At 62.5% G+C, this 21,056-nt stretch carries 20 protein-coding genes; 9 read left to right on the top strand and 11 right to left on the bottom strand.

Features of this window, described 5'->3' with window-relative positions; translation table 11 throughout:
* Positions 1-17: 17 nt before the first annotated feature.
* The 4 genes from iri to AC3WQS_RS06905 all read right to left on the bottom strand — a co-directional run bounded on the left by iri (position 18) and on the right by AC3WQS_RS06905 (position 5,014).
* Positions 18-1,484 (bottom strand): rifampin monooxygenase Iri, encoded by a 1,467-nt coding sequence (iri, locus tag AC3WQS_RS06920; protein WP_492712133.1) that lies wholly within the window; start codon positions 1,482-1,484, stop codon positions 18-20.
* A 121-nt stretch (positions 1,485-1,605) separates the two neighbouring features.
* Complete coding sequence (locus tag AC3WQS_RS06915) at positions 1,606-2,991, bottom strand: MFS transporter (RefSeq protein ID WP_256063574.1); 1,386 nt, start codon at positions 2,989-2,991, stop codon at positions 1,606-1,608.
* A 30-nt stretch (positions 2,992-3,021) separates the two neighbouring features.
* Positions 3,022-4,170 carry a Gfo/Idh/MocA family protein gene (locus tag AC3WQS_RS06910; RefSeq protein WP_020969141.1) on the bottom strand — a complete coding sequence of 383 codons (1,149 nt, stop codon included), beginning with the start codon at positions 4,168-4,170 and terminating at the stop codon, positions 3,022-3,024.
* A 106-nt stretch (positions 4,171-4,276) separates the two neighbouring features.
* Positions 4,277-5,014, bottom strand: a complete 738-nt coding sequence (locus AC3WQS_RS06905) for a GntR family transcriptional regulator (protein WP_003941006.1) — start codon at positions 5,012-5,014, stop codon at positions 4,277-4,279.
* Positions 5,015-5,213: 199 nt separating this feature from the next.
* Here AC3WQS_RS06905 and iolC point away from each other — a divergent pair, with 199 nt between their 5' ends.
* The 8 genes from iolC to AC3WQS_RS06865 are packed head-to-tail and all read left to right on the top strand — an operon-like array spanning position 5,214 to position 14,416.
* Positions 5,214-6,218: a 5-dehydro-2-deoxygluconokinase gene (gene iolC / locus AC3WQS_RS06900; protein WP_020969140.1), complete on the top strand. Its 1,005-nt coding sequence runs from the start codon at positions 5,214-5,216 to the stop codon at positions 6,216-6,218.
* The gene (locus AC3WQS_RS06895) at positions 6,211-7,110 is read left to right on the top strand and encodes a Cgl0159 family (beta/alpha)8-fold protein (RefSeq protein ID WP_020969139.1); all 900 of its coding nucleotides are present in this window, start codon (positions 6,211-6,213) and stop codon (positions 7,108-7,110) included. The genes iolC and AC3WQS_RS06895 overlap by 8 nt, the downstream gene beginning before the upstream one ends.
* 21 nt (positions 7,111-7,131) lie before the next feature.
* Entirely contained in the window at positions 7,132-8,004 is an 873-nt protein-coding gene (gene iolB, locus AC3WQS_RS06890) for a 5-deoxy-glucuronate isomerase (RefSeq protein WP_020969138.1), read from the top strand.
* Positions 8,005-8,018: 14 nt separating this feature from the next.
* Positions 8,019-9,974, top strand: a complete 1,956-nt coding sequence (iolD, locus tag AC3WQS_RS06885; protein ID WP_492712137.1) for a 3D-(3,5/4)-trihydroxycyclohexane-1,2-dione acylhydrolase (decyclizing) — start codon at positions 8,019-8,021, stop codon at positions 9,972-9,974.
* 52 nt (positions 9,975-10,026) lie between these two features.
* A complete protein-coding gene (locus AC3WQS_RS06880) occupies positions 10,027-10,932 on the top strand; it encodes a sugar phosphate isomerase/epimerase family protein (protein ID WP_046378296.1) in 906 nt (301 codons plus the stop codon).
* 26 nt (positions 10,933-10,958) lie between these two features.
* Positions 10,959-11,999, top strand: coding sequence for a Gfo/Idh/MocA family protein (locus tag AC3WQS_RS06875; RefSeq protein ID WP_046378295.1), 1,041 nt, complete (start codon positions 10,959-10,961; stop codon positions 11,997-11,999).
* Positions 12,000-12,001: 2 nt separating this feature from the next.
* A complete protein-coding gene (locus AC3WQS_RS06870; RefSeq protein WP_020969134.1) occupies positions 12,002-12,886 on the top strand; it encodes a sugar phosphate isomerase/epimerase family protein in 885 nt (294 codons plus the stop codon).
* A gap of 24 nt (positions 12,887-12,910) precedes the next feature.
* Positions 12,911-14,416, top strand: coding sequence for a CoA-acylating methylmalonate-semialdehyde dehydrogenase (locus AC3WQS_RS06865; protein ID WP_019747667.1), 1,506 nt, complete (start codon positions 12,911-12,913; stop codon positions 14,414-14,416).
* 62 nt (positions 14,417-14,478) lie between these two features.
* On the opposite strand, the gene AC3WQS_RS06860 is transcribed toward AC3WQS_RS06865, so the two are convergent.
* Both AC3WQS_RS06860 and AC3WQS_RS06855 read right to left on the bottom strand, forming a co-directional pair.
* Positions 14,479-15,051 (bottom strand): dihydrofolate reductase family protein, encoded by a 573-nt coding sequence (locus AC3WQS_RS06860; protein WP_019747666.1) that lies wholly within the window; start codon positions 15,049-15,051, stop codon positions 14,479-14,481.
* 121 nt (positions 15,052-15,172) lie between these two features.
* Positions 15,173-15,571, bottom strand: a complete 399-nt coding sequence (locus tag AC3WQS_RS06855) for an Rv0361 family membrane protein (RefSeq protein WP_047888601.1) — start codon at positions 15,569-15,571, stop codon at positions 15,173-15,175.
* A 103-nt stretch (positions 15,572-15,674) separates the two neighbouring features.
* Between AC3WQS_RS06855 and AC3WQS_RS06850 the strand changes: the two genes are divergently transcribed.
* Complete coding sequence (locus tag AC3WQS_RS06850) at positions 15,675-16,988, top strand: D-alanyl-D-alanine carboxypeptidase family protein (RefSeq protein WP_492712143.1); 1,314 nt, start codon at positions 15,675-15,677, stop codon at positions 16,986-16,988.
* Here AC3WQS_RS06850 and yhjD read toward each other — a convergent pair.
* From yhjD to AC3WQS_RS06825, 5 genes are read right to left on the bottom strand one after another with little or no spacing between them, the layout of a single operon-like run.
* Positions 16,985-18,019 (bottom strand): inner membrane protein YhjD, encoded by a 1,035-nt coding sequence (gene yhjD, locus AC3WQS_RS06845; RefSeq protein ID WP_020969131.1) that lies wholly within the window; start codon positions 18,017-18,019, stop codon positions 16,985-16,987. The two genes, AC3WQS_RS06850 and yhjD, sit on opposite strands and share 4 nt — an antisense overlap.
* 51 nt (positions 18,020-18,070) lie before the next feature.
* Positions 18,071-19,105: a tryptophan--tRNA ligase gene (gene trpS / locus AC3WQS_RS06840; RefSeq protein ID WP_003941025.1), complete on the bottom strand. Its 1,035-nt coding sequence runs from the start codon at positions 19,103-19,105 to the stop codon at positions 18,071-18,073.
* Positions 19,106-19,131: 26 nt separating this feature from the next.
* Positions 19,132-19,626 (bottom strand): barstar family protein, encoded by a 495-nt coding sequence (locus tag AC3WQS_RS06835; protein ID WP_492712144.1) that lies wholly within the window; start codon positions 19,624-19,626, stop codon positions 19,132-19,134.
* Entirely contained in the window at positions 19,626-20,177 is a 552-nt protein-coding gene (locus AC3WQS_RS06830; protein WP_306490550.1) for a guanyl-specific ribonuclease, read from the bottom strand. Before AC3WQS_RS06830 ends, AC3WQS_RS06835 begins: the two co-directional genes overlap by 1 nt.
* Positions 20,178-20,185: 8 nt before the next feature.
* The gene (locus tag AC3WQS_RS06825; RefSeq protein WP_492712146.1) at positions 20,186-21,031 is read right to left on the bottom strand and encodes an exodeoxyribonuclease III; all 846 of its coding nucleotides are present in this window, start codon (positions 21,029-21,031) and stop codon (positions 20,186-20,188) included.
* Between the last annotated feature and the right edge of the window lie 25 nt (positions 21,032-21,056).

Raw genomic sequence — 21,056 nt, 5'->3', positions numbered from 1 at the left:
GTAGTGCACCCGAGGTGTCACGGTGCTCGGTTGTCGAAATCGAAGGGTCGCGCGCGGTCCCTCGCCGGCCGACCGAACCACGTGGACAGCTGAGTGTCCAACTCCGCCTGCGTATCCCCCAGCCACACCACATGACCGTCCGGCCGAAGCAGGACAGCCGGAGCGTCCAATTCAGTGCTTGTGTCAACGATGTGGTCGGCGCGATCGCTCCAACCATCGACGGACAGTTGGCCACCCTGGTCGAGAAGAAGTCCGCGGCCGGATCGCATCAGGTCGTACAGGTTGCCGCGGGTCAACGCGATGTTCCGCAGCCTCCGACCGAGTAGGTCGTCGCCTTCGCCGAAATCGTAGCGAATCGAGATCGCAGTGATCTTCTCGGTCAAATAGCGCTTGACGTCTTCGAATTCCATCAGCTCGGAGATCAAGCGCCGCACCGCTTGTGGTCCGGCAGCGGTGGAGATCAACTCGGCCTGGGCGCGCGTGTTGTCCAGCACGTCGGCAGCCACCGGACGCCGTTCCGATTCGTACGTGTCGAGCAGGCCCTCCGGTGCCCAGCCGTTGATCTCGGCGGCGAGCTTCCAGCCGAGGTTGAAGGCGTCCTGCACACCGAGATTGAGACCTTGACCGCCCATCGGTGGGTGGATGTGTGCGGCGTCGCCGGCGAGAAACACCCGGTCGCGCCGGTAGTGCTCCGCCAGACGAGTGGCGTCGCCGAAGCGCGAGAGCCACCGCGGCGAGTGCACACCGAAGTCGGTACCGGCAATGGCCAGTAGCTGTTGTTTGATGTCGTCGAGGGTGGTCGGTGCTGCGCGACCGTCGGCAACTTCGGCCGCAGGAACCACGACACGAAAAGCACCATTGCCGGCGGGACCGACTCCGAATCGTTTGTGCGTTTCCCGGATTTCGGCGACAACGGCGGCCAGTTCATCAGCGGGCATGGTCACGTCCATTTCGCCGATCAACGTGTCGGCGCTCGACGGCTCGCCGGGAAACCCGACGTCGATCAGCTTCCGAACAGTGCTGCGGCCGCCGTCGCAGCCCACGAGGTAACGCGCGTGAAGTGTTGTGCCGTCGGACAATTCCGCTGTGACGTTGTCGGCATCTTGACGGATCGCGACGACGCGCTTCCCTCGCTGAATGTCCGCGCCGACTTCGGTGGCATGTTCGGCAAGAATCCTGTCGATCTCGGGCTGAGGTATTCCCAGTACGTACCCGTGCGCAGTATCGAGGTGCGCGGGTGCCGGTTTGCTGATCCCCGCGAAGAATCCACCGAGCGGATACTTGCGGCCGTGCGCGAGGAACTTGTCCAGCAACCCGCGCTGCTCCATGATTTCGATGCTGCGCACATGGATGCCGAGGGCACGGACGAACTGAGTCGGCTCCTCGTCCTTGTCCACGACGACGACATCGACGCCCTGTAGCCGGAGCTCACCTGCCAGCATCAATCCAGTTGGTCCAGCACCGACAATGATGACGTCACTCATGCGATCCCCTCCTTCGGGCAAGGCTTTTGCTTGCTCGCAGCAGACGAGTGTGCACCATCACCGGGGCCTTGCCGCAAGCCCCGGGTCCCGCGTTATGATGAAGGTGGCGGAAGACGCTTCATTATCGGCGCACCAACACCACAGCACCCGTATCGCGTGGGAGCCGCCAACTCTCGATCACCGTCGGCACCAGCATGGCCCCGAGAACACCCAGCGTCAGAGAAAACGGCACTCCGCCGCTCAGATCCCCCGACTCCGCCAACGGTGTGCAGAGCGTGATCACCAACGCGGACAGTGCAATACCTAGACCGGATGCCAACTCTTGCAGCGTTGCATGCAGAGTATTTGCATCGGTCAGCTCACCCGAGTCGACGTCGGCGAACGCCAAGCTGTTGTACGCGGTGAACCCGATGGATCGCAACGCGCCACTGACAAACAGTGCAACAGCGATAACGACGTCCGGTGTCGTCGACGAGATCAGTACCAGCGCACCGAAGCACACCACCGACAGAACTCCGTTTCCCACCAGAACTCGTCTGATCCCGAATCTGCGCATGAGCGGAGTGGTGAGCGGTTTGATCGCGATATTCCCCGCGAACAGAACCATCACCAGCAGACCTGCCTTGAACGCCGACATTTCGAACCCCACTTGGAACAACAACGGCAGCACAAACGGCACGCCCATGATCACGAGCCGGTACAGCGAGCCGCTCGACGCGACGAGCCGAAACGATCGAAGTCGGAGGACGCCGAGCGCGATGAGCGGGTGATCCGACCGGACGAGGTGAATGACGGCCAAGCTCAACAAGATCAGAGCCGCAATGATCCCGAGGCCCACTCGTAGCCAGTCGGTTCCGGCACTGTGCACGCTGTCGAGCGCCACCACAAGCACTGCGACGCCTGCTCCGATCACCACCAATCCCAGCCAGTCAAGGCTCCGTTTCTGCGTTTGCCGAATGTCGGGTACCATGCGCAATGCCAGCAGAAACCCGACGATCCCGATCGGAACGTTGATCAGAAAGATCCAGCGCCACGAAGCGATCGACACGATGGCTCCACCCACAGCGGGCGCAAGAACCGGCGCTGTGAGCGCCGGCCACGTCAAGTAAGCGATAGCCCGTACGAGTTCCGCCTTCGACGTCACCCGCAATACTGCGAGCCGCCCTACCGGCACCATCATGGCGCCGCCTACCCCTTGTAGTGCGCGCATTCCCACCAGCATCGGGAGGGACGTGCTCAGTGCACATCCCACCGACGCCACCGTGAAAACGGCTATGGCAGAGATGAAGACACGTCGCGTTCCGAACCTGTCGGCCATCCATCCGCTCGCCGGGATCAGGACGGCCAACACCAGGAGATACGAAGAAACGGCGACATTGACGTCGACGGCGTCAACTCCGAAGGATTGGGCGATCGACGGCAGTGCGGTTGCGAGAATCGTCGCATCGAGCATCTCCATGAACAGTGCTGCTGCCACCAGCAACGCCAGTCCGCGGGGAAATGTCACTGCACCAGAGCCTTTCGGAGCAATTCTCGATCAGCCGAGAGAAATCCAGCCACCGGAGGAGACCGAGGCAACCATCGCGTCCAGAGCCTGCGCCGACGCGACAGCATCAGCGATGGTCGCGCCCTGCGGCGCTCCGTCCACGATCGAGGAGACGAAATTGCGAGCCTCGATGACCTTCAGGTCGTCATAACCCATGGCGTTGGCCGCGCCGGGTTGGAAGCGGCCGAACTCTCCCGACTCGGGGCCGACCAAAACCGTCGTGACGGATTGGTCCTGGTACTTCGAGCCGAGGCTGGTGCCCAGTTCACCCATCCGGCGGTAATCCCAGAACACGGCACCCTTCGTACCGTGAATCTCGAATCCGTAGTTGTTCTGCTCTCCCACGGCGACGCGGCACGCTTCGAGTGTGCAGCGGCCGCCCGAGCCGAGCCGCAGCAGTGCGCTGACGAAGTCTTCGTTCTCGACAGCTCCCATCTCCCCGCCGCTGGCTCGGGCATGTCCACTGGTAGCGGCGGACGGACGCGCACGCTCCGGGATGAAGATCGCAGTATCAGCAACGAGAGCGTCGACGTCACCGAGAAGATGACGAATCAGATCGATGCCGTGCGAAGCCAAGTCGCCCAGGACGCCGGCGCCGCCGCGCTCACGCTCGTATCGCCAACTCAAAGCGCCTTCAGGGTGGGCCGCATAGTCGCTGAGGAAACGAAACCGCGAGTGCGTGATCGTGCCCAACTCCCCTGAGTCGATCAGGCTTTTTGCCAGGGCTACAGCCGGCGCGTTTCGGTAGTTGAAGCCGACGGTCGACTGCACACCGGCCTTCGAGACTGCTGCGGCAACAGCTTTGGCGTCTTCCGTGGACAAGCCGACGGGCTTCTCGATCCAGATGTGTTTGCCGGCTTCTGCCATTGCGACGCCGATTTCACGGTGCAAGAAGTTCGGGGCCGTGATGCTCACCGCGTCGATGGCCGGATCGGCTGCGATATCGCGCCAGTCCTGGGTGAAAGCTTCGAAACCGAATTGGTCCGCCGCTTCCTCCCCTCGGCCAGGCACCTCGTCGGCGACGACGGCCAGGCGGATCACGGGAAGCTGGGGATAGTGTTGCCGCAGACGCAGATACGCCTGCGTGTGGACGCGGCCCATCCATCCGAATCCGGCAACTGCTACTGAAATGCCTGTCATGAGGCTCCGTTCGGGTCAAATGATCGAAGGATCGCAGAAATGCTGGGATCACAAATCACCCCCACTGACTCGGTCAGGCGGGTACTCGTGTCACCGGGATCGAGATCTAGCGGTCGACCACGGTGGTGTCGAAGTAGTAACGCGACGCTCGGTAGCAGTGGCTGCCGTACTCGACGGCACTACCTGAATCGTCAAATGCAGTGCGGCTCATGGTCAAGAGGGCAGCACCCACTTTCTCGTCGAGCAATCCTGCTTCTTCGCGAGTCGCCGCCCGAGCGCCGATTCGCTGCCGCGCCACACGGATGTGAACGCCGCGAGTTCGCAAGGTTTGGTACAGCCCTTGCGTCTCCAACTCCTCGGGATCGGGGGCGATGTCCACCGGAATGTAGTTGGTCATCACTGCAAGCGGTTCGCCGTTGGTGCTTCGCAGACGCCTGATGGTGGCCACTTCGGCGTCAGGTTCGAGGTTGAGTTCCGCGGCAACGTCCTCGGCGGGAACTCCCACCGTGAACTCGAGCAGCTTGGTCGTCGGCGCTTGGCCTGCCCTCGCAAGGTCGTCGAACAGGCTGGTGAGCTCGACCGGGCGGTGCACCGGACTTTGCACCACCTGAGTTCCGACTCCCCGCTTACGAACAAGTAGGCCCTTGTCCACCAGTTCCTGGATCGCACGTCGAGTGGTCGGACGTGAGAGATTGAGCCGTTTGGCCAACGCCAGTTCGTTCTCGAAGCGATCACCTGGGGCAAGTTCGCCACCGAGAATAGCGCCCTCGATTGCCTGGGCCAGCTGAAAATACAGCGGCACCGGGCTCGAGCGGTCCAACTCGACGGCGAGTGCTGCGACCACGGTCAACTCCGATCTGTCTTGGGAAGGCGCCGTATCGACGCTACTTCTCTCGGCAGTGTATGCGAACACTAACATTCACTTGACCGCAAGTCATAATGTCCAGACAAACTATTGACAATCGCTGTGTCGCGGCGCACAGTTTCAGTCATACAACGGTGCCCTGCGCGGGCAGCCCACCACGAACTCTCGGGAGTCAGTCTTGACAAGCATCAACACTCACCAGAGCGGGTCACACATCCCTGACGCACCATTCGACGTGCTTGCCATCGGCCGATCGGGGGTGGACATCTACCCACTTCAAACCGGTGTCGGACTCGAAGACGTCGAGACCTTCGGCAAGTTTCTCGGCGGCAGCGCGGCAAACGTCTCGGTGGCGGCTGCACGCCTCGGCCGGCGAGCAGCACTGATCTCCGGCGTAGGCAGCGATCCCTTCGGAAAGTTCGTCACACGCGAGTTGGCACGTCTGGGCGTCGACAACAGGTTTGTCGTCACCAATTCCGAGTACCCGACACCGGTGACGTTCTGCGAGATCTTCCCCCCTGACGACTTCCCGCTGTACTTCTACCGCAAGCCGCATGCGCCCGATCTTCGGATCACCCCGGAAGATATCGACCTCGACGCCGTTCGAGGAGCGTCCCTCTACTGGTCGACTGTGACGGGGCTGTCCGAAGAACCGAGTCGCAGTGCACACTTCGCTGCCTGGGAAGCCCGCGAACGACGCCCGCTGACGGTCCTCGATCTGGACTACCGCCCGATGTTCTGGTCGACACCCCAAGAAGCGACCACTCAGGTGCAGCGCGCTCTCGCGCACGTGACGGTAGCCGTCGGAAACCGCGAAGAGTGCGAGATCGCGGTCGGTGAGACCAATCCGAACAAGGCCGCCGACGCGCTTCTCGACCTCGGAGTCGAACTGGCCATCGTGAAGCAGGGCCCGAAGGGTGTCCTCGGCAAAACACGAAAGCAATCGATCACCGTGCCGCCCAACGCCGTCGACGTGGTCAACGGGCTGGGTGCCGGCGACAGCTTCGGCGGGTCACTGTGCCACGGACTGTTGGCCGGGTGGCCACTGGAGAAGGTACTGCGCTATGCCAACGCGGCCGGTGCCATAGTCGCATCTCGGCTCGAATGCTCCACTGCGATGCCAACCGCTGAAGAAGTCCACGATCTCGCCGAAGCCACAGCCACGGAGGCAGTCAATGTCTGACAAGCTCGCCGCCCGCCCCCTCGCCACCACCTACGCCGACGTGACGGAACTGCGTGCGAGCGATCCGCAGATCATCGAAAAGGCCTGGGCAGCACGCACTCCTCGCGCCACCGTTCGAGGCAACGGACGACTGATGATCGTCGCTGCCGATCACCCAGCGCGTGGGGCATTGTCTGTCGGCGGCAAGCCGACAGCGATGAACAGTCGTACCGATCTGCTCGACAGATTACGCACGGCGCTCGACAATCCCGGAGTCGACGGCGTTCTCGGTACCGCGGACATTCTCGACGATCTGCTCCTCCTCGGGGCCCTCGAGGACAAGGTCGTCTTCTCGTCGATGAACCGCGGCGGCCTGGCGGGCGCGAGCTTCGAACTCGACGACCGCATGACCGGATATACCGCGGCGGGCACCGCGAAGTTCGGAATGAACGGCGGAAAGATGCTGCTGCGCATCGCCCTCGACGACGCGGGCACCCTGCCCACCATGACGGCATGTGCCGAGGCCGTTGACGAACTGGCCGCGGCCGGACTGATCGCGATGCTCGAGCCGTTCCTCTCCAGTCGCGTCAACGGCAAGGTGGTCAACGATCTCAGCCCCGACGCCGTCATCAAGTCCATCCACATCTCCCAAGGTCTCGGCTCCACCTCGGCGTATACGTGGATGAAACTGCCGGTCGTCGACGAGATGGAACGCGTCATGGATGCGACCACCCTCCCGACGCTCCTCCTGGGCGGCGATCCGCAGATCGCGCCGGAAGAAACGTACGCAAAGTGGGACGCTGCCCTTCAGCTGCCGTCCGTGCGCGGATTGATAGTCGGGCGCGCGCTGCTCTACCCACCGGACGGCGACGTGACCGCGGCCGTCGACACCGCAGTCAAGCTCGTCCACTAGAACCGACCTGGCAGGAGCAAGATGTTCAGCAAGTACTACGTCCCCGCCGGATCGTCCGCCGACGGTGATTTCACGACAGTGGTCACGCCGGAGTCCGCGGGTTGGACCGAATCCAGCTTGTGGACACTCGAACTCGCCCCTGGCGCGAGCGTCCGCTTGCAGTCCGGCGAGAACGAGATAGTCGTCGTTCCACTGTCGGGTTCGGCCGTGATAGTTGCCGAGGGGACGGAGATCGCCCTGACCGGCCGCGCGTCGGTCTTCGACGGACCGAGCGACTTCGCCTACATAGGACGCGATTCCGACTACACAGTGGCCAGCGCAGGTGGAGGCCGCTTCGCCCTGTGCGGAGCGCGCGCCGGCGCAAAGCTCCCCCATCGCTACGGTCCCGCATCAGGAGTTGCCGTCGAACTCCGCGGCGCCGGTAACTGCAGCCGACAGGTTCACAACTTCGCCACCGCAGACACTTTCGAGGCAGACTCCATCATCGCGTGTGAGGTCATCACCCCCGGCGGGAACTGGTCGTCGTATCCCAGCCACAAGCACGACGAGAACAGCGACGTCGAATCGGCCCTGGAAGAGATCTACTACTTCGAGATCGACCGAAGCCCCACCGGGACCGAAGGGTTCGGCTACCACCGCGTGTACGGAACCGCCGAGAGACCTATCGAGGTGCTCGAGGAAGTCCGCTCGGGCGACGTCGTCCTCGTGCCGCACGGCTATCACGGCCCGTCCATCGCAGCGCCGGGCCACCACATGTACTACCTCAATGTCATGGCAGGTTCGGGCGAGATCCGGGCGTGGAACATCTGTGACGATCCGCAACACACCTGGCTACGTGGAAGCTGGGATCACCAGGACATCGACCCTCGACTGCCGTTGCAGTCCCACAACTGACGGAAGTGAAAGCTGTGGCACCCACCAACAACGCAACCGGCAATCGTCTACCTCGCGACGAGCCGACCGTACACCTCACCGTTTCTCAAGCTGTCGTCCGCTTCCTCGCCAACCAGTACACCGAACGCGACGGCCAGCGCACCAAGCTGTTCGCCGGCTGCTTCGGAATCTTCGGGCACGGCAACGTCGCCGGACTGGGGCAGGCACTCTTGCAGGCCGAGATCCAGGATCTCGATGCCGGCCGTGAGCCGACACTCCCCTACGTGCTCGGCCGCAATGAACAGGCGATGGTGCATTCGGCTGTCGCGCACGCCCGCATGAAGGACCGCCTGCAGACGTGGGCAGTCTCGTCCAGCGTCGGCCCCGGTGCCACCAATATGATCACCGGCGCGGCACTGGCCACCATCAACCGTCTACCTGTATTACTGCTTCCCGCAGACACTTTCGCGACCCGCGCCAGTGCCCCCGTCTTACAGGAACTCGAACTCCCGTCGAGCGGCGACGTCACAGTCAACGACGCTTTCAAACCGGTCTCACGATACTTCGATCGGGTATGGCGCCCGGAGCAGTTGCCGAGCGCTCTGCTCGCCGGGATGCGCGTTCTCACTGATCCCGTCGAGACCGGCGCAGTGACCATCGCCATCCCGCAGGACGTGCAGGCCGAGGCTTTCGACTGGCCCGAGTCCTTCTTCGCCGAACGGGTGTGGCACGTGGCCCGCCCGCTCCCCGAACGATCGGTGATCGAACGCGCCGCCGCGATCATCCGCTCGGCTCGCAAGCCACTGATCGTCGCCGGCGGCGGAGTGATCTACAGCCAGGCCACCGACTCTCTGGCAGCGTTCTGCGCGCAGACCGGAATCCCCGTGGGGCAGAGCCAGGCCGGCAAGGGTTCATTGGTCTACGACCATCCACAATCCGTCGGGGCGGTGGGGTCCACCGGCACTACGGCTGCAAACGTACTGGCTACCGAGGCGGACGTCGTCATCGGTATCGGCACGCGGTACAGCGATTTCACGAGCGCGTCCCGCACCGCATTCACCAATCCCGACGTTCGCTTCGTCAACATCAACGTCGCTTCACTGGACTCCGTGAAGCAGGGCGGAGTCAGCGTGGTCGCCGACGCACGTGAGGCGCTCGACGCGCTGGCGATCGCACTGAACGACTACCGGGTGGACGACGAATACGCGTCCAGGATCGGTGAACTCGCTCGCGATTGGGATGCGATCGTCGAATCCGTCTACAACCCAGCCGAACCCGCTGCCGACGGGTCACTGAATCAGAATCAGGTGATCGGCCTGGTCAACACTCTGTCCGATCCACGTGACGTCGTGGTGTGCGCTGCCGGGTCCATGCCGGGTGACCTCCACAAGCTGTGGCGAACCCGTGATCCCAAGGGGTATCACGTCGAATACGGGTACTCGTGCATGGGATACGAAGTTGCCGGCGGTCTAGGCGTCCGCATGGCGTGCCCCGATCGCGACGTGTTCGTGATGGTCGGCGACGGTTCCTATCTGATGATGGCCACCGAATTGGTCACCGCCGTACAGGAACGCCTCAAGGTCATCGTCGTCCTGGTGCAGAATCACGGATTTGCCTCCATCGGTTCGCTATCCGAGTCGTTGGGTTCCCAGCGCTTCGGCACGCAGTACCGCTACCGCTCGAATGACGGACGTCTCGACGGAGGTGTTCTCCCGGTCGATCTGGCCGCGAACGCCGCCAGCCTCGGTGTCGACGTCATCCGCGCCAACACCGCCGCCGAGTTCGCCGATGCGATCAAAGTCGCCAAAGCAAGCGACACCAGCACGGTCATCCACGTCGAAACCGATCCGCTGATCGGCGCCCCGGACAGCGAATCCTGGTGGGATGTACCGGTATCGGCCACCTCCGAACTGGAATCGACCAAGAACGCCCGGACAACCTACGAGTCCTGGAAGAAGATCCAGCGACCGTACCTCCGTCCATCCGAATGAAATTTCCGCACAACCACACCCCAAAAAGCTTGCCCGCGAAAGGAATCTAGACATGAGCGCGATTCGCGTCGGATCAGCCCCCGACTCCTGGGGTGTGTGGTTTCCGGACGACCCTCAGCAGACCCCGTACACGCGATTCCTCGACGAGGTGTCCGCGTCGGGATATGAATGGATCGAACTCGGTCCGTTCGGATACCTTCCGACCGATCCAGCCAAGCTGACTGACGAACTCGGAGCACGCGGCCTCAAGCTTTCGGCCGGTACCGTTTTCGAACACCTGCACCAGGACGATTCCTGGGATGCCGTCTGGAATCAGATCAAGGACGTCGCCAAGTTGACCGCAGCCGTCGGCGGCAAGCACGTAGTGGTCATACCCGAGATGTGGCGCGATCCTTCCACCGGAGTGGTACTCGAGGATCGAAATCTGACTCCCGAGCAGTGGCGCAAGAAGACCGACGGCATGAACGCTCTCGGCAAGGCGATGCTCGAGGAGTACGGCGTCATGGCGCAGTACCACCCTCATGCCGACAGCCATGTCGATATCGAGGACAACGTCTACAAGTTCCTCGAAGGTACAGACGAGCGTTTCGTGAACCTGTGCCTCGATACCGGCCACATCAGCTACTGCGGCGGCGACAACCTGGCCATCATCAACAAGCATCCGGAGCGCATCGGGTACCTGCACCTTAAGCAGGTGGATCCGGCGATCGTCGCCAAGGTGGAGGCGGAGGACCTGCCGTTCGGCGAAGCCGTCAAACTCGGCGCGATGATCGAACCACCGCGTGGAATCCCGGACATGCCGCCGCTTCTGGAGGCCATCGAGAAGCTCGGCATCGACGTGTTCGCGATCGTCGAGCAGGACATGTATCCCTGCCATCCCGACACACCGCTGCCCATCGCAGCGCGCACTCAGAAATACCTGTCCACCTGTGGCGTCCCCGCCGTCCGTTTCAGCTGAGCAACACAATCGAGGAGTACCACCGCATGTCTGACAACCAGGATCTCCGGATCGCAGTGCTCGGCGTCGGCATCATGGGGGCCGATCACGTCGACCGCATCACCAACAAAATCGGCGGTGCCCGAGTCACCGTCGTCAACGACTACTCTCTTGCCCGCGCCGAGGAAATCGCAGCATTGACGCCGGGGTCACGCGTCGTCGTCGATCCGTTCGATGCCATCGCAGCCGAGGACGTCGACGCCGTTGTGCTCGCAACCCCGGGCCCGACCCATGAGAAGCAGGTACTTGCCTGCCTCGAAGCAGGCAAGCCGGTTCTCTGCGAGAAGCCGCTGACCACCGACGCGGGCAGTTCGCTGGCGATCGTCAAAGCCGAAGCAGCGCTGGGAAAGAAACTGATCCAGGTCGGTTTCATGCGCCGGTTCGACCACGAATACACCCAGCTCAAGGATTTGATCGACAGCGGCGATCTCGGTCGCCCTCTCGTTGTTCACTGCGCGCACCGCAATCCTGCGGTTCCGAACGGCTTCGACAGCGCGATGATCGTCAAGGACTCACTCGTCCACGAGGTCGACGTGACGCGATTCCTGCTCGACGAAGAGATCACCTCGGTGCAGATAATTCGGCCGTCTGCGAATTCGCTTGCTCCCGAGGGTATTCAAGACCCACAGATCGCTATATTCGAGACCGAGTCCGGTAGACACGTCGACGCCGAGGTGTTTGTCACCACCGGAGTTGCCTACGAGGTGCGCACCGAAGTTGTCGGCGAACTCGGAAGCGCGATGATCGGACTCGACGTGGGACTGATCCGAAAGACCAAGCCCGGCAACTGGGGTGGGCAGATCACCCCAGGATTCCGCGAACGCTTCGGGCAGGCATACGACACCGAGTTCGCCCGGTGGATCAAGGCAGTGAAGACGGGCGCCGGCACCGGCAACTACATCGACGGACCAGGTGCCTGGGACGGGTACGCCGCGGCCGCTGTCTGCGCCGCTGGCGTGAAGTCTCTGGAGACGGGTCAACGCGTCGTCGTGGACATGGTTCCGCGCGACTCTGTGGCCGGGGCGTAGCGATGAAGGTCGCTCTCGATCCCACACCGTTCCATCACGACTACTCGCTGCTGGAGCTTCCCCGAGTTGTTGCCGATCTCGGGTACGAGTACCTGCAGCTCACACCGCACGTCGACATGATCCCGTTCTTCAATCACCCGAAAGCCGACGACGCGCTCGTCGCCGAGTTCCGGAAGGCCTGCGCGAGTGCGGGAGTCGGCATCGCGTCGGTGCTCCCGGTCCTTCGGTGGTCCGGCCCGGACGAGGACGCTCGCGAAGCAGCAGTGCGTTACTGGAAGCGGGCCATCCAGATCACGGTCGATCTCGGTGTCAACGTCATGAACACCGAATTCTCCGGCCGCCCCGAGAAAGCCGAAGAGTCCGAGCGTGCGTTCTATCGTTCGATGGAGGAACTGCTTCCGATCATCGAACGCGAGGGGATCGACGTCCTGATCGACCCGCACCCGGACGATTTTGTCGAAGACGGACTTGCCGCGATCCGCACGATCCGTGGCGTGAACTCCAAGAACCTCGGCATGGTGATCGTGGCGTGCCACCAATTCCATATGGGTGGGGACCTTCCCGCCATCATGGAGGCCGCCGGCGACATGGTCCGTCTCGTACATGTGGCAGACACCATGGATCATCACCGTTCCCACGGACTTCGCTACATCACCAATCCGCCAGGCAATGCCGTTCGAGTGCATCAACACCTCAAAATCGGGGACGGAGACGTCAACTGGGACGAATTCTTCGGCGGCCTCGGCAAACTCGGCTTCTACGATCGTGACAACACCGTGATGGTGTCGAGCGTCTTCGCCGAGAACGAAAACGCACACGAGGTTTCCCGGTACCAGCGCGAGACGATGAACGACTATGTCGCCAAGTACACCTCCCCGAACTCCTGAGCCACCAGACCACTAGGAAATACCATGACCAGCACTGATACTCGTGTCATCGCACACTGGTTGGACGGCAAGTCGTTCGCCGGAACATCCGAGAACACCGCCCCCGTCACCAACCCCGCCACCGGGCAGATCACCGGCCGACTCGCCCTGGCGAACCTCGAGGATGCCCGCACCGTCATCGACGCTGCTGCGGCGGCCTTCCCCGCCTGGCGTGACACCTCCCTGGCCCGGCGCACACAGATACTGTTCAGCTTCCGCGAACTCCTCAACGCTCGCAAAGGTGAACTCGCCGAGATCATCACAGCCGAGCACGGCAAGGTTCTCTCCGACGCCCTCGGCGAAATCAGCCGCGGACAAGAAGTAGTCGAATTCGCCTGCGGAATACCGCATCTCCTCAAGGGCGGATACACCGAGAATGCATCGACCAAGGTCGACGTCTACTCCATCCGCCAACCCCTCGGCCCCGTAGGCATCATCTCCCCCTTCAACTTTCCCGCGATGGTCCCGATGTGGTTCTTCCCGGTTGCCATCGCCGCCGGGAACACCGTGATTCTCAAACCCTCGGAGAAGGACCCCACCGCGGCGATCTGGCTCGCCGAACTCTGGGCCGAAGCCGGTCTGCCCCCCGGCGTCTTCAACGTCCTCCAAGGTGACAAGCTCGCCGTCGACGAACTTCTGGAAAACAAAGCAGTCAAAGCGATTTCGTTTGTCGGATCCACCCCCATCGCCCAGTACGTCTATGCCACCGGCACCGCCAACGGCAAACGCGTGCAAGCACTCGGCGGCGCCAAGAACCACGCCATCGTTCTGCCGGACGCCGACCTCGACCTCGCCGCCGACGCAATGGTCAACGCGGGATTCGGCTCCGCGGGCGAACGATGCATGGCGATCTCCGCCCTGGTCGCAGTCGGCGACATCGCCGACGAACTGGTCGCCAAGATCGTCGAGCGCACCACTCCCCTCGTCACCGGTGACGGCACCAAGAACTCCGACATGGGTCCGCTCGTCACCAAGGCCCACCGCGACAAGGTCGCCTCATACGTCGATGCAGGCGAGAAGGACGGCGCCACCATCGTGGTCGACGGACGTACAGTCCAGGCCGATGGTGGACCGGACGGCTTCTGGCTTGGACCCACCCTCATCGACCACGTCACCACCGACATGTCGATCTACACCGACGAAATCTTCGGGCCTGTTCTCTCCGTCGTGCGCGTCGATACCTACGACCAAGCCCTCGAACTGATCAACAACAACCCGTACGGAAACGGCACCGCCATCTTCACCAACGACGGCGGCGCTGCCCGACGCTTCCAGAACGAGGTGGAGGTCGGCATGATCGGCATCAACGTCCCCATCCCGGTTCCCATGGCCTACTACAGCTTCGGCGGCTGGAAGAACAGCCTCTTCGGTGACACCCACGCTCACGGGACAGAAGGTGTTCATTTCTTCACGCGAGGTAAAGCCGTCACCAGTCGCTGGCTCGACCCCAGCCACGGCGGCATCAACCTCGGCTTCCCCGAAAACAGTTAGCCGGCAAGACATCTGTGGCCGAGACTCTCGAAGAGGCTCGGCCACAGATGTTTTCGAGAGGTCTACGCGACCGTGGGGTGGTACGTCAGCACCTGAACTCCGGATTCGTACCGACGATCGTCCTTCAACTCGAGGTCGATCTTGTCGGCCGATTCGGGGAACACTCTCCCGCCGGACCCGAGAATGACCGGGAAGACCATCAGTCGCAGCTCGTCGACCAGACCGGCCAGCAACAACGCGTGGACGAGCGTCCGACTTCCCGCGACCAGGATTTCGCCGTCGATCTGTTCCTTCAGCTTCGGAACGGATTCCTCGATGGGACCGTCGAGCGCCGTCGAGTTGTTCCATTCGAGCGGCTCCGTCGAACTCGTCACGACGTACTTGGGCATCTCGTTCATCTTGTCCGCAAAGCCTTGGTCGTCTTCGCGCTCAGGCCAGGCACCGGCGAAGCTCTCGTAGGTCCGTCGACCGAGTAGAAGCACGTCCGCGGCGAGGGTTTCGTCGAGTTTGAACTTCATCTGATCGCCCTCCTGGTACGGAAAGACCCATCCAGTGTGCGCATAGCCCGGTTCGCCACCGGGCGCTTCCATGACCATGTCCAAAGACACGAATTCCGTCACCACGATCTTGCCCATACCGATCCCCTGTCGTCAGTGCGTGTGCGCCATTCGAGTAGTCGACTACCCCACTGTTACAGACTCTGTGTGGTGGTGGAACTCATCGGCGGCGATCTTCGATTGTCACCACATAAAGACGTCAGCACACAACCCAGGCGCCGTTCTCCTTGATCAACGTGATGTCCTCGCGCATCATCTCGGACGGATCCTCGGTGCTGTAATGGCGAGTGTTGGCTGTTGCCGAATCCCCGTTCACGACGATGTTCTCCACTCCGTCCAACCTCAGACTCGCAAGCGTGTCGTCGAACGGCGACTCTTCGGCCCGGGGGCTCTCGCTGCGCATCGAACTGCATTGAGTGCTGTCCACTGCCTCCCAGTCCCTTTCGGCCATGAATTCGAAACTCTGACCGACCACGGCAGAGATTTGGCTCTCGGCCGACGGTTCCGAATCGCCGGAACATCCCACGACGGCGGCTGACGTTCCGATGAGTGTCATTGCGGCGAGCGTCAGGCGTCCGCGTATGACTGTGAGGTTCATCCGTCCACTATGACCGATGTACAAACCGAATCGCCTGTTTTCGATCCCTCTGCTTGCGCGGCGATTCGGACGTTCCCTCACGTTCGCATACCCTCGTATATCGATGATGTGGCGTCGAAAGTGTGCAGTGGCAGTGGCCGGAACAGTGCTCTCAGGGAGCATTGCGTTTACCGGTGTCGTAGGGACCTCGGGAGTGGCCGGCGCCCAACCGGCCCCGCCGCCGCCCACCACCACCACCGAGGCACCGTTCACAACACCCAACACCGACAGCTGCCCGTTCACGAGTAGCCCGGCGCCGGCGATCGATCTCTCCGAAGCACCCGCGCCCGGATCCACGGCCCCGACTGCTGTCCCGATTCCGGAAAGCCCCGTCGGTGGAGACAAGCTCGGCGAGTGTGGCGTCGTACTTCCTGACGGCGCTCCCCCGCTCCCGGCCGACATCGCGGCATCCGGATGGGTACTCGCGGACGCCGAAACCGGTGAGGTCCTCGCCGCGAAAGATCCGCACGGTCGCTACCGACCGGCCAGCACCATCAAGATGCTGTTGGCTCTCGTCGCTCTCGACGAACTCGATCTCGACACCGAAATCACCGCAACTGCCGAAGATGCGGACGCTGAAGGTAGCGCTGTCGGCATCGGCAAGGGCGGCAAGTACACCAACCGGCAACTGATGCAGGGTCTGGTCATGGCGTCGGGAAACGATGCCGCGCACGCTCTTGCCCGCCAACTCGGCGGTGACGCTGCAGCCGTGTCGAAGATGAACGCGCTCGCGGCCGAACTCGGCGCCCTCGACACTCGCACGGCAACTCCATCCGGACTCGACGGCCCGGGGATGAGCAGCTCACCGTACGACCTGGCCGTAATCTTCCATACAGCCCTCCAGAATCCGACGTTTGCCGGACTGATCCATACCGAAACCGTCGAGTTTCCCGGCTTCCCGAAAGATCCGACGATTCCTGACGATCAGGACCGCCCCGGATTCACTCTCGCGAACGACAATCAGTTGCTCTACAACTACGACGGCGCATTGGGCGGCAAGACCGGCTTCACCGACGACGCCCGCCACACGTACGTCGGTGCTGCGGAGCGCAACGGCCGGAAACTACTGGTGACATTGATGGGCGGCGAAGCCAAGCCGATCCGTCCGTGGGAGCAGGCTGCCCGTCTACTCGACTACGGATATGCACTCCCCGCCAGCACAACCGTCGGCTCGTTGACGGACCGATCGACCGACGATGCCACGCCCGATGTCACTCGCACACCGTCTGCCGCTGCACCAGCCTCGATCTCGGCAGCACCCACCGCTACCGACACCGAGTCGGACACCACTGACCGCATCCTCATCGGTGCTGTCGGCGGAGTTGTGGTGATCGCGCTGGTGGCGGGAGCCGTTGCCCTGAACCGTCGAAGGCGCTAGCGCGGCCGACGGCGCATGAAGCCCGAAAGACCCAGGCCGGCAACCGCACCCGTGGCGATCAACGCAGCCACGCGAGACGGTGAAGCTCCGTCACTGACAACGATTCGCGGCGAGATCACGGCCGGATCCGGCGGCGGAACGAAGGCGAGAGCCATACTTTCCTTTGTCGTCGCCGCCCACGCCGTGCAGAACAGCAGCATCCTCGACGCAGTGAACACGAACACGAGCAAACCGATGATCGGGCCGAATGCCACGCCCGCCGGGCCACTGGTGACGGCCGCGAGGTAGATCGCACCTACCTGCTTGAAGATTTCGAACACGACCGCGGCGATAAGCGCTGCCTGCGCGGCGCTGCGCAGCGTGACAGGCTCGCGCGGTAGCCGGGCAATCACCCACAGGAACACCGCCCACGTCGCCAGGAGTGAGAGCAACAGTGAAACGACTCTGAGCCCCACGCCGACACCGGTGATGTTCTCGAGGTTGAGCCATTTCACGATCTGAGTCGCAACCGGCCCGCTGCTCAGCGCCGACATTCCCAGTGAGACGACCATGGCGAGAGCCAGACCGATGAGGGCCCCTGCGTCACCGAGTTTGGTACGAACGAAACCCTTCGGCTCGCGCTTGCTCTCCCACATCGCCGTCAGCGCGTCGCGAACATTTGCCATCCAACCGAGACCCGCGTACGCGGCACCCAGGAGACCGAAGATTCCGACGCTCGCGCGCGAGTCGATAGCCGAATCGATCAGCGTGTTGATGGTGTCACCCAAGCTGCCCGGAATGCTCTTGGTGATCTGCTCCTGAATCGACTCCAGGTACTCGGGATGCCCGGCCAATACGAAACCGGCCACTGCAAACGCGACCATCATGATCGGAATCAATGCGAGAACACTGAAGTACGTGATTCCCGCAGCGTAGTAATCGCCCTTTTGCTCTTGGAAACGTCCTGCGGCGCGAACCAGATGATCGAGCCAGGGTCGCGCTGCTCGTTGCTTCTCGAGAAAGCTCGGTGCGTCGTCGTCCGTGTCAGCCATTGCCGTCCCCCTCATGTTCGGTCAGGCGTCGTGAGTCCGAATTCGCGTAAGTCAGCCCTTCGGTGCCAGGAATCCGACCTTGTCATAGACAGCGGCGAGAGTGCGTGAAGACACCTCACGGGCGCGGTGCGCTCCAGCCGCGATGATGCGATCCAGCTCTGCCTCGTCGGCAAGGTAACCGTCGACCTTCGCCTTGAGTGGGGTGACGAACTCGGTCAGCACGTCAGCGGTATCGGTCTTGAGGTCGCCGTACCCCTTGCCCTCGTAACCGGCCACCAGAGTCTCGATCGGCACTCCCGAGAGAGCCGACTGAATGGTGAGCAGGTTGCTGACGCCCGGCTTGGCCTGCGGGTCGAAACGAATCTCGCGCTCGTTGTCGGTGACGGCCGACTTGATCTTCTTTGCCGACACCTTCGGATCGTCGAGCAGATTGATCAGTCCGGCCGCACTGGCGGCGGACTTGCTCATCTTGGCGGTCGGATCCTGCAGGTCGTAGATCTTTGCCGTGCCCTTGATGATCTGCGGCTCGGGAACAACGAACGCCTTGCCGTAGCGGGTGTTGAACCGGCCGGCCAGATCGCGTGCGAGTTCGAGGTGCTGACGCTGATCCTCACCCACCGGAACTCGCTGCGGGCGGTACAGAAGGATGTCCGCGGCCATCAGAACCGGATACGTGAACAAACCGACACTGGCGTTGTCGCTGCCTTGCTTGGCGGACTTGTCCTTGAACTGCGTCATACGGCTGGCTTCACCGAAACCGGTGATGCAGTTCAGGACCCACGCCAACTGTGCGTGCTCGGGAACCTGACTCTGTACGAACAGCGTCGCCCGATCCGGATCGATACCCACCGCAAGGAGCTGAGCCACCGCAACCTTGGTGCGACGACGCAATTCCTTCGGGTCCTGCGTCACCGTGATGGCATGAAGATCCGGAATGAAGTAGAAAGCGTCGAAATCGTCCTGCAACGGAACCCACTGCTGCAGCGCACCCAGGTAGTTGCCGAGGTGGAAAGAATCCGACGTCGGCTGGATTCCGGAAAGCACGCGAGGCTTTGCGGTGGGCTTCTGTTCTGCAGGGGTCGACATGGTTCCGATCTTTTCACGAGTGGAAATCAGTGCAGTGGCGTGGTGCCCGGGTAGTCGAGTTCGACGAGGTCTTCACCGTGGGCGGTGAGGTCCTCCGCACCGAACTGGTAGACGGTCCGGAAAACGACGGGTTCCCATTCTTCGGTGTAGAAGTCCATCGTTTCGCGGAACCACTCCAACTGATCCTGTTGCTCGGACAGTAGAGAACCCGCACCTCGGATCACAACTACATATCCGGCGCCAAGTCCGAGTACGCCGTCGAGATCGCGCATGACATCGTCGAAAGCGTCTTTGTTGCGCCCGAAGTGGGACGGAAACTGGAAGGCTGCCGCGAACTCGTCGAAGACCTGCGCCGTTGTTCGCATGTTCTCTCCGCGAACCACCCGAACGACAAAATTCTCGCCACGGAGTTCACGTGCAAGATCATCCGCAACGGCCGGGTCGCCCTGCAGGGCCACCGAAGCCACATCGGAAGACGGATCCAGCCACTGCGCCACGCTGACCGTATACGAGTCCGACATCAGCGAATCCTCACAAACGTGTCGTAGTGATCGAGGGTGTACCACGCCGAACCGTCGTTACCGGTGACGATTCGCTCGGCATCACGACCTTGGCCGTTTTTCTTCGCGTTGACGTCCCATTCCTGATAGACGACACGTCCGCCACCGGCACCGACAGCGGGCAGACGCCCTTCGCTGTTGCGGAAGGTGATGCCGCCCTTGGTGCCCGGCGCATTGGCGGAATCCGGCCACCGCCCGGCGTCGATCTCCACGAGCGTGGCGAGAACGCGCGCCGGCGCATCGCTGTTCGTCTGCTGCGTTGTCTTGACGGCGGAGCTGGAGGGCGCGGAGCTCGAGGGCACGGAACTCGACGGCGCGGCCTTGGTGGTAGCACCCGGCTTGGCTTGAACAGTCGAGGACTGGGCACTCGAGGACTTCGTAACCGACGACGCCGAACTGTCGGAGTCACGTGAAGAAAGGGTTACCGCCAGTACGAGCGCCACCACCGCCACCACGACGGTGATGATGGCGTTGCGCGTCTTTGCGCTCGGCATTTTCAGACCTTCAGACATGCGCGTCCCTACCGGTACGAGACAGTGACAGGTGCGTGATCCGACCAACGGAGGTCGTAGGACTCAGCGCGTTCCACGAGCGCAACCTTGGCCCGCTCGGCGTATCCGCGGGTGGCAACCTGGTAGTCGATACGCCAACCCGAATCGTTGTCGAATGCCTTGCCGCGGTACGACCACCACGAGTACGGACCGTCGACACCCGGATGGAGGGTGCGGAAGACATCGACCCACGCGGAATCTTCGGCGAACAGCAGATCCATCCAGGCGCGCTCCTCGGGGAGGAATCCCGAAGACTTCTTGTTGGTCTTCCAGTTCTTGAGGTCGAGTTCGGTGTGCGCGATGTTCCAATCGCCGCTGACCACCACGTGACGATCGGCAGCCTCGGCCGCCGCAGCGGTGGTAGCGAGGTGAACTGCGAAGGACGCCATGAACCGCTCCTTCTCCTCCTGCTTCGGCGTGAGCGCCTCACCGGAGGGCAGGTACAGGCTCGCGACGGTCAGATCCGCGAAGTCGGCTTCGATGTATCGACCGACGTCGAGAAACTCGTCGTCGCCGTGACCGATCCGCACCGCGTCAGGTTCCGTGCGTGAAAGCACAGCGACTCCGTTGCGTCCCTTCGCGGACGGCTCGGCGGAGACGAGGAACCATCCGTTGCCGAGCGCTGGTTCGAGAGTCTCGCGAAGCTGATCGTCCGACGCACGCGTTTCCTGAAGGCAGATGAAATCCGCCGACGTCTTCTCCAGCCAGTCGAGCATGCCCTTGCGGGCAGCTGCTCGAACGCCGTTGACGTTCACGGACGTGATGGTGTGGGGCGCAAGAATGTGGGAGTCAGCAGTTTGTGGCACGGCAAGCACCGTAGCCGATTCCACCGACGCGGAT

This window comes from Rhodococcus sp. FW305-130, from assembly GCF_058788335.1.
This window is presented reverse-complemented; position numbering and strand designations above follow the sequence as displayed.

Coding starts and splice junctions, on each gene's coding strand:
- AC3WQS_RS06880 (WP_046378296.1), top strand. CDS start 10,027: ATGAGCGCGATTCGCGTCGGATCAGCCCCCGACTCCTGGGGTGTGTGG.
- AC3WQS_RS06850 (WP_492712143.1), top strand. CDS start 15,675: ATGATGTGGCGTCGAAAGTGTGCAGTGGCAGTGGCCGGAACAGTGCTC.
- iri (WP_492712133.1), bottom strand. CDS start 1,484: ATGAGTGACGTCATCATTGTCGGTGCTGGACCAACTGGATTGATGCTG.
- AC3WQS_RS06835 (WP_492712144.1), bottom strand. CDS start 19,626: ATGTCGGACTCGTATACGGTCAGCGTGGCGCAGTGGCTGGATCCGTCT.
- AC3WQS_RS06870 (WP_020969134.1), top strand. CDS start 12,002: ATGAAGGTCGCTCTCGATCCCACACCGTTCCATCACGACTACTCGCTG.
- AC3WQS_RS06910 (WP_020969141.1), bottom strand. CDS start 4,170: ATGACAGGCATTTCAGTAGCAGTTGCCGGATTCGGATGGATGGGCCGC.
- trpS (WP_003941025.1), bottom strand. CDS start 19,105: ATGTCGACCCCTGCAGAACAGAAGCCCACCGCAAAGCCTCGCGTGCTT.
- AC3WQS_RS06860 (WP_019747666.1), bottom strand. CDS start 15,051: ATGGGCAAGATCGTGGTGACGGAATTCGTGTCTTTGGACATGGTCATG.
- AC3WQS_RS06865 (WP_019747667.1), top strand. CDS start 12,911: ATGACCAGCACTGATACTCGTGTCATCGCACACTGGTTGGACGGCAAG.
- AC3WQS_RS06895 (WP_020969139.1), top strand. CDS start 6,211: ATGTCTGACAAGCTCGCCGCCCGCCCCCTCGCCACCACCTACGCCGAC.
- AC3WQS_RS06855 (WP_047888601.1), bottom strand. CDS start 15,571: ATGAACCTCACAGTCATACGCGGACGCCTGACGCTCGCCGCAATGACA.
- AC3WQS_RS06875 (WP_046378295.1), top strand. CDS start 10,959: ATGTCTGACAACCAGGATCTCCGGATCGCAGTGCTCGGCGTCGGCATC.
- yhjD (WP_020969131.1), bottom strand. CDS start 18,019: ATGGCTGACACGGACGACGACGCACCGAGCTTTCTCGAGAAGCAACGA.
- iolB (WP_020969138.1), top strand. CDS start 7,132: ATGTTCAGCAAGTACTACGTCCCCGCCGGATCGTCCGCCGACGGTGAT.
- AC3WQS_RS06830 (WP_306490550.1), bottom strand. CDS start 20,177: ATGTCTGAAGGTCTGAAAATGCCGAGCGCAAAGACGCGCAACGCCATC.